The sequence below is a fragment of the Candidatus Desulfatibia sp. genome (assembly GCF_036446775.1).
In the GTDB taxonomy this organism is placed as follows: Bacteria; Desulfobacterota; Desulfobacteria; order Desulfobacterales; family UBA11574; genus Desulfatibia_A.
Genome location: NZ_JAZFTO010000248.1, coordinates 1 through 7,188, shown reverse-complemented (window position 1 = coordinate 7,188; position 7,188 = coordinate 1). Strand labels below are relative to the sequence as shown.

6 protein-coding genes and 2 pseudogenes are annotated in these 7,188 nt (G+C 46.7%); all 8 read left to right on the top strand.

Annotation, left to right across the window (positions count from 1 at the left end; genetic code table 11):
* The coding region (locus V3S16_RS11675) for a hypothetical protein (protein ID WP_413885127.1) at positions 1 to 211 on the top strand (211 nt) is incomplete at its 5' end.
* A gap of 327 nt (positions 212 to 538) precedes the next feature.
* The gene (locus tag V3S16_RS11670) at positions 539 to 2,683 is read left to right on the top strand and encodes a PAS domain S-box protein (protein WP_413885125.1); all 2,145 of its coding nucleotides are present in this window, start codon (positions 539 to 541) and stop codon (positions 2,681 to 2,683) included.
* Positions 2,684 to 2,784: 101 nt separating this feature from the next.
* Entirely contained in the window at positions 2,785 to 4,182 is a 1,398-nt protein-coding gene (locus V3S16_RS11665; RefSeq protein ID WP_413885124.1) for a sigma-54-dependent transcriptional regulator, read from the top strand.
* A 226-nt stretch (positions 4,183 to 4,408) separates the two neighbouring features.
* Entirely contained in the window at positions 4,409 to 4,813 is a 405-nt protein-coding gene (locus V3S16_RS11660; protein ID WP_413885122.1) for a hypothetical protein, read from the top strand.
* Between the two features lie 153 nt (positions 4,814 to 4,966).
* A complete protein-coding gene (locus V3S16_RS11655) occupies positions 4,967 to 5,365 on the top strand; it encodes a chemotaxis protein CheW (protein WP_413885120.1) in 399 nt (132 codons plus the stop codon).
* Entirely contained in the window at positions 5,317 to 5,553 is a 237-nt protein-coding gene (locus V3S16_RS11650) for a chemotaxis protein CheW (RefSeq protein WP_413885118.1), read from the top strand. Before V3S16_RS11655 ends, V3S16_RS11650 begins: the two co-directional genes overlap by 49 nt.
* A 116-nt stretch (positions 5,554 to 5,669) precedes the next feature.
* Positions 5,670 to 6,161, top strand: a pseudogene (locus V3S16_RS11645) (hypothetical protein); the annotation flags it as partial.
* A gap of 576 nt (positions 6,162 to 6,737) precedes the next feature.
* A pseudogene (locus V3S16_RS11640) lies at positions 6,738 to 7,188 on the top strand (methyl-accepting chemotaxis protein); the annotation flags it as partial.

The window sequence follows — 7,188 nt, the reverse complement described above, 5'->3', positions numbered from 1 at the left end:
TGTTGCGCTGGTGGCCGGCAGTGCCGGTGCCGGACAGAGAGTTACCCGGACCAAGGCTGCGGCTTCAAAAGGCCTGGCAAAGAGAGGCCTGGCAGCTATTGTAAAAAAGGTCAAAACCAAAAAAACCAAAGAAGTGGCCGTGCACCAGGCCAGGGAAGTAGATCCTGAGCAGGTCATTCCAATGGCAGATAACGATTTTAAGGATTTTTAACTAAAAGGAAATGCATGGTGATGGCCTTTTAGGTCATCACCGTGCCACTTTATTTTGCAATTATTTAGACCTTCCATTTTTGCTTTTCACAGCTGATGGTTGGTGCGAGTTTTTCATTGTCGTCTGCAGTCCTGCGATTAAGATTCAGTTCGCACCGCAAAAACTTATGCTGAATCTGGAATTCCTTTGGGACAGATGTGACTGAGGGGACCACTCCTGATTGAACAAGGACTGCATCCCCGCTTTATTTTTATGGCAGCAGATCAACTGCTCTCAGTAACACCTGTGATCGCTAAAAAGCAAAAAATTGATAGTAGGTATATTATCATGGAGATCAAATCGACTTATAAAGAGTTGGAACAAAGGGTTAGGGAGCGAACAGCCGAGCTCGCCAAAGCCAACGATATACTGAGAAGAGAAATAGAAGAGCGCCAGCGTGCCGAAGAAGAGCTCAAGCTCATACAGTCATCCACACTGGCGATCAGTAAGGCCGATGATCTTTCCTCGGCGCTGGGTGTTGTGCTCGAGAATGTTTGTGAGACAACCGGTTGGCAGGTGGGGGAAGCCTGGATCCCCGGCGACGACAAAGACGTTCTGATCCACGCAGCATCTTGGTGCTCCTGTAGAAAGGATCGAGGAAAATGCAGGCGCTTTCATGAAGAATTTACATTTCCCCTCGGGGTGGGACTGCCCGGGCGGATCTGGGCATCAAAACAACCCGAGTGGATCCCGGACGTTTCCATCCAGTCCGCAGATGTTTTTCTTCGTGTCGAGATAGCGCTTCAAATGGGTCTGAAGGCGGGCTTTGGTGTTCCTATTGTCGAGGCCGATGAAGTGCAGGCCGTTCTGACATTTTTCTTATCCGAATTTCATGGGAAGAACACCCGACTGGTAGAGCTTGTATCCGCCGTCGCAGCACAGTTGGGACCGGTAATTCAACGCAAGCAGGCGGAGGAGGCGCTGCGGGAAAGTGAGAAGAGATATCGTACAGTTCTGGACGCAAATCCCGACCCTGTTGTTGTCTACGACACAGAGGGTAAAGTCGTCTACTTTAATCCTGCTTTCACCCGTGTTTTCGGGTGGTCCTTAGAGGAGCGTTATGGAAAGGAAATGGACGACTTTGTACCTGAAGAGAGTTGGCCAAAGACTAAAATGATGATCAATAAAGTGGTGTCCGGAGAGAGCTTTTCCGGCATTGAAAATCGCCGATACACCAGGGAAGGTAACGTCATTCATGTCAGTATAAGCGGGGCCCCTTATTGGGGTCGTGACGGCAACCCTGTAGGAAGTGTCATCAATTTAAGAGACATCAGCGGACAGAAAAAAATGGAAACCCAACTCCAGCAAGCTCAAAAGATGGAAGCAATTGGCACTTTAGCAGGCGGCATTGCCCACGATTTTAACAATATTCTTACACCTATCATTGGTTGTACCGAACTATCATTGGATGATGTTCCGCGCGAAACAGTCCTGTATGAAAATTTGCAGCAAATACTTCAAGCGGGAATACGTGCAAAGGATTTGGTTCAGCAGATCCTGACATTCAGCCGCCAGGCCGATCAGGAACTGAAACCGCTGAGGGTTCAAACCATAGTAAAAGAAGTTCTGAAGTTGACCAGATCTACATTACCGAGCACTATCGAGATAAATCAATATATAAGCAATAAATGCGGTTTAGTTACGGCAGATTCCACAAAGGTTCACCAGATAGCCATGAACCTAATTACAAATGCCTATCATGCCATGGACGAAGGCGGCAAACTGAATGTAACCCTAAAAGAGGTTGAATTAGGGGCCGATGACATGAAAGACTCGTCTATGACTCCGGGGCCATATGTCTGTTTGACGGTAGCAGATACAGGTATCGGAATGGAACAGCCTGTATTGGATCGAATATTTGATCCATATTTCACAACGAAAGAAAAAGATAAAGGCACTGGACTTGGTCTCGCTGTGGTGCATGGTATCGTCAAAAGCTATGGCGGTGATATATGGGTTTATAGTGAACCGGGAGAAGGAACTACATTTCATGTTTACCTGCCCGTTATCAGATCCCGAGTTGGAACAGAGGAAATTGAAGCCGTCACACCAGTTCAGAAAGGCACGGAGCGCATTCTGCTTGTAGATGATGAAAAGCCGATTGTTCGCATGGAAACGCAAATGCTGGAGGGACTCGGTTATCATGTTACGACAAGAACCAGCAGTATTGAAGCCTTAGAAGTTTTTATGGCAAATCCAGATAAGTTCGATCTTGTCATTACCGATACGACTATGCCGAATATGACAGGGGTTCAACTCTCGCAGAAACTTTTGGAGATAAAACCTGACTTTCCAATAATAATTTGTACCGGTTTTAGCGAAAAAATCGACGATGAAAAAGCAAAGGCAATGGGCATCAGCGGATATGTAACGAAGCCGGTGGTTAAAAGTGAATTAGCAAAGACCATTCGAGTAGTTTTTGATGATAAATAATACCCGGGCATGGCACTCCTTCTTTTCGATCACGATAATCATTACAGCTATCGCCGGGGTCATTGCATTGCATGCAAAACAGGAGAATAAAAAAGAGGCTTATGGCAAAGGTACTGATTATAGATGACGACAAGGGGCTGTGCTATACGCTGTCAGGCATGGTAAGGAAAAAAGGGCATGATGTAACCTGTGCATACACCTTAAAGGAAGGACTAGAAAAAGCCTCCTCCGGAGAATTGGATATTGTCTTTCTCGACGTACAGATGCCCGATGGGGATGGGCTGGAACAATTGCCTGTGATTAGGGAAGTTCGCTCCAAACCCGAGGTAATCATCATTACCGGTCAGGGCGATCCGGATGGAGCTGAGCTGGCAATAGATAGCGGGGCCTGGGACTATATTGAAAAGCCGGTTTCGATGAAAGAGATGACGCTGCCATTTATTCGTGCCCTTCAATACCGGGAAGAAAAAATACTTAAAAAGAATTCTGTTTTGATAAACAGGGAAGGGATTGTCGGAGAGAGTAGACAAATTAAATTGTGTCTTGAGTCCGTTTCCTACGTGTCAAATAGCGATTCAGATGCCTTCATCACCGGGGAGACGGGCACTGGAAAAGAGCTTTTTGCAAGAGCAATCCATGCAAACAGTCTCCGCGCCGGTAACAATTTTGTAGTGGTCGATTGTGGGGCTCTAACAGAAACACTGGTTGAAAGTATTCTTTTCGGACATGAAAAGGGTGCCTTCACCGGTGCGGACAAGACACAATCGGGTCTGATTAAGCAAGCTGACAAAGGGATGCTTTTTCTCGATGAGGTGGGAGAACTTCCTATGTCTATTCAAAGTACTTTTCTTCGGACCCTTCAAGAGCACAGTTTTCGTCCTATTGGCGCTAAGGAAGAAAGTAAAAGTGATTTCAGGCTGATCGCAGCAACTAACCGTGACCTTGACCAAATGGTTCAAGCAGGAAAATTTCGTAATGATCTATTATTTCGTCTTAGATCAATAACCATCGATTTACCACCCCTAAGAAAACGACCCAATGATATAAAGGATCTTACGCTTCACTATATAAGAAAGTTCTGCGACATCCACGGGTTGGGAATAAAGGGATTTTCCCCTGAATTCCTGGAAGCGCTAGTTGCCTACCGCTGGCCGGGAAATGTACGGGAGTTGGTTAATGCCTTAGAAAACGCGCTTTCCGTAGCCCGAAATGAGCCGACCTTGTTTCCTTTTCATCTGCCCAAAAAAATCCGCATCAAATTGGCCCGTTCTTCGTTCTCTCAACAGGCTACAAACGAAGCTGCTTTGAAAAAAAACATCGAGTTTCCCGAGCCCTTTCCTAATCTAAAGTCTTTAATAGAAAAGACTGAAGGACAATATTTTCAGGCTCTAGTCTCTTTTACAGGGGGTGATATTAAGGAAATATGCCGCATATCCGGCCTATCCCGCGCCATGGCATATAGTCGCCTTAAAAAATACAACATTTCACGCCGTCTCTAATTTTACCATTACAACCCGGTTGCGTTATTGTCTTAAAATTCAGATAATGTCTTAATAATAAGAATCTTTCTTAAATTTAAGACAGCCAGCCGCCATTCTTTTGCTTGTCACTTATCTATCCATGCAGGCTATCATCCTATAATTATTGGCATAATAAGTTTTCAACATCAAAATAACCCCTTGGCACGGAACTTGATATACTAAGAGTCAGGATCAAATTGCCATTTTGAGAAAGATAACTGCAGCGGAGGCCATGGTGGAACTACTCTTTTATTCAACGATAAAGCAAGGAGCCGGAGCACGTTTTCAGAGTATCATCGAAAAACTGGTTCCCAAAGAGGATATCGGAATTTTCAGAACGATGGAAAGCCTTTCCAGCCGGCTTCATCAATTTCCCAGAAATATGTCCTTGGCAGTTATTCTGGCTGCGAGTCAGAAAGAGCTTTTTGATCTGCTTTTGATTCGCGATTGTTTCGAAGATATTCCCCTCATCCTTATTTTGCCTGATAGAGAAAGCGAAACCATTTCAAAAGGGCATAAACTCTATCCACGTTTCATCGTCTATTTGGATAGCGGTTTCGAGGTGTTTGACGAGGTGTTCCGGACAATAATTGGAAGGTTGGATTCCTGAATCTATTGGTAGTTGAAGATGATTTTTCTTATTCTGAATACAGGTTTATATTTTAAGGCCTATTGAGACAGAACATCAAAAAAATTATTAAATAACAATTTATAAATAATGACGAGTGAATAGGTCACAAATAAGCAGAAAGGAGGTGAAAAAATGGCGGAAGTAACTGAGACAATGGATCAGGGCGCCTGCCCCGTTGAATATACCCCCGCAGGGGATTCAACCGGGGTCAAGGCCATGGCCGACAAGGAGGGAAAATATCTGACCTTTTCGCTGGCAAGTGAAGAGTACGGCATCAGCATTTTAAAAATCAAGGAGATCATCGGGATGATGCCCATCACCACGGTCCCGCAAACCCCGGAATTTGTCAAAGGGGTCATTAACCTGCGGGGCAAAGTGATCCCGGTAATTGATTTGAGACTCAGATTCGGCCTCCGGCTCGTAGAGCCTACGCCTCGGAGAGGATGGATGCCATCGATTACACCGAGCGCACCTGCATTATCGTGGTTGAAATCAAATGTCATGCCGGTATCGTTCAGATCGGGATCGTAGTCGATGCGGTCTCGGAAGTATTAAATGTCAAAGGCGAAGATGTCGAGGAGACTCCCGCGTTCGGCGCCAAGCTGAACACGGACTATATCCTGGGCATGGCCAAGATGGAAGGAGGTGTTAAAATTTTATTAGATATTGATCGGGTGCTAAGTTCCGAAGAGGTTGCCAACTTGGAAAAGGCGGCCTAGGAGATTTTTGGTTTGGAATGCGGCCTGCGACGAGCTCAGCCGAGTCGATTTTTTCTTTTATCGCGGCCCAATTAACGTATCAACGAATCACCAATTTAACAATTAACTAATTATAGATGGAGGAATTTAAAATGTTCAAAAATTTAGCATTAGGGAAGAAGATAGGAGGGGGGTACGCCATCGTGGCACTGATACTTGTTGCTGCGGTGCTGACCACAATTTTCCAGGTTAAGCGGGCGAACACAGTGACTAACCGTATCATCGATTTGCGAGCACCGACCGCGCAATCAAGCTTAAGCATGCTCAATGGTATAAATCACTCCTTGGCTGCGCTGCGCGGGTGGATTATCCTGGGCAAGGACAAGTTCAAGGAGGAAAGGGCCAAAGCCTGGTCGGAAGAGATTGAGCCTTCTGAAAAAGCATTGAAGCAATTTTCGCTAAACTGGACCAACCCTGAGAATATCGAACGGCTCAAGACCATAGAGACAAAATTAGGGGATTTCAAGAAATACCAGCAAGAAATTGAGGACATCGCTCAAATAGTGGACAACACACCGGCTCTCAAAATTCTGTTTGAGCAGGCCGCGCCCCAAGCAGGAATTCTTACGACTAATATCACCAAGATGATCGATCTGGAGGCAGACTTGGCGGCCACTGCCGAACGCAAGGCACTTTTAGGTATGATGGCGGACGTGCGAGGTACTACCGGTTTGGCACTTGCCAACATCCGCGCATACCTGCTTTCCGGCGCAGATAAGTTCAAAAAGAAGTTTGACAAATTATGGGCAAAGAACACCAGGCGGTTTAATGATCTTTCATCGAACGCTAACCTTTTGACGCCGGAACAGGCTGTGGCGTTTGATGCATTCAGCCAGGCCCGAGATATATTTAAAGTGCTGCCGCCAGAGATGTTCAAGATTCGGGGAAGTGCTGAATGGAACCTGGCCAATCTCTGGCTGGGGAGTAAAGCGGCTCCGACAGCCTTTGCTATCAAGCAAGCGCTTGATGCTATGGTAGCTAACCAACAGCAGCTGATGGTAACTGATATGGTAGAGGCCAAGAGGCTTGCGCAGTTTTTGAACATGGTGGAGTGGGTAATGTTATTTGCCGGCATCTTTCTCTGTGCGTTGTTGGGAATTTTTATCACCCGTTCCATTACCACTCCCATCAACCGCATTGTCGAGGGGCTGAACGAAGGCGCCGAGCAGGTGGCCTCCGCTTCGGGCCAGGTATCTTCCTCCAGCCAGGAGCTGGCCGAAGGTTCCGGCGAGCAAGCTGCATCCATCGAGGAGACCTCTTCTTCATTGGAAGAGATGGCCTCCATGACCAAGCAGAATGCCGACAATTCCAACCAGGCCGACAACCTCATGAAGGAAGCCAACCAGGGTGTCACCAAGGCCAACGAATCCATGACCGAACTAACCTCATCAATGGAGGAAATCTCCAAAGCAAGTGAGGAGACCTCCAAGATCATCAAGACCATCGATGAGATTGCTTTTCAGACCAACCTGCTGGCCTTAAATGCGGCCGTTGAAGCGGCGCGGGCCGGTGAGGCCGGGGCCGGTTTTGCGGTGGTGGCCGATGAGGTCAGAAACCTGGCCTTGCGGGCCGCCGATGCCGCCAAAAATACGGCCG

Coding starts and splice junctions, on each gene's coding strand:
- V3S16_RS11670 (WP_413885125.1), top strand. CDS start 539: ATGGAGATCAAATCGACTTATAAAGAGTTGGAACAAAGGGTTAGGGAG.
- V3S16_RS11665 (WP_413885124.1), top strand. CDS start 2,785: ATGGCAAAGGTACTGATTATAGATGACGACAAGGGGCTGTGCTATACG.
- V3S16_RS11655 (WP_413885120.1), top strand. CDS start 4,967: ATGGCGGAAGTAACTGAGACAATGGATCAGGGCGCCTGCCCCGTTGAA.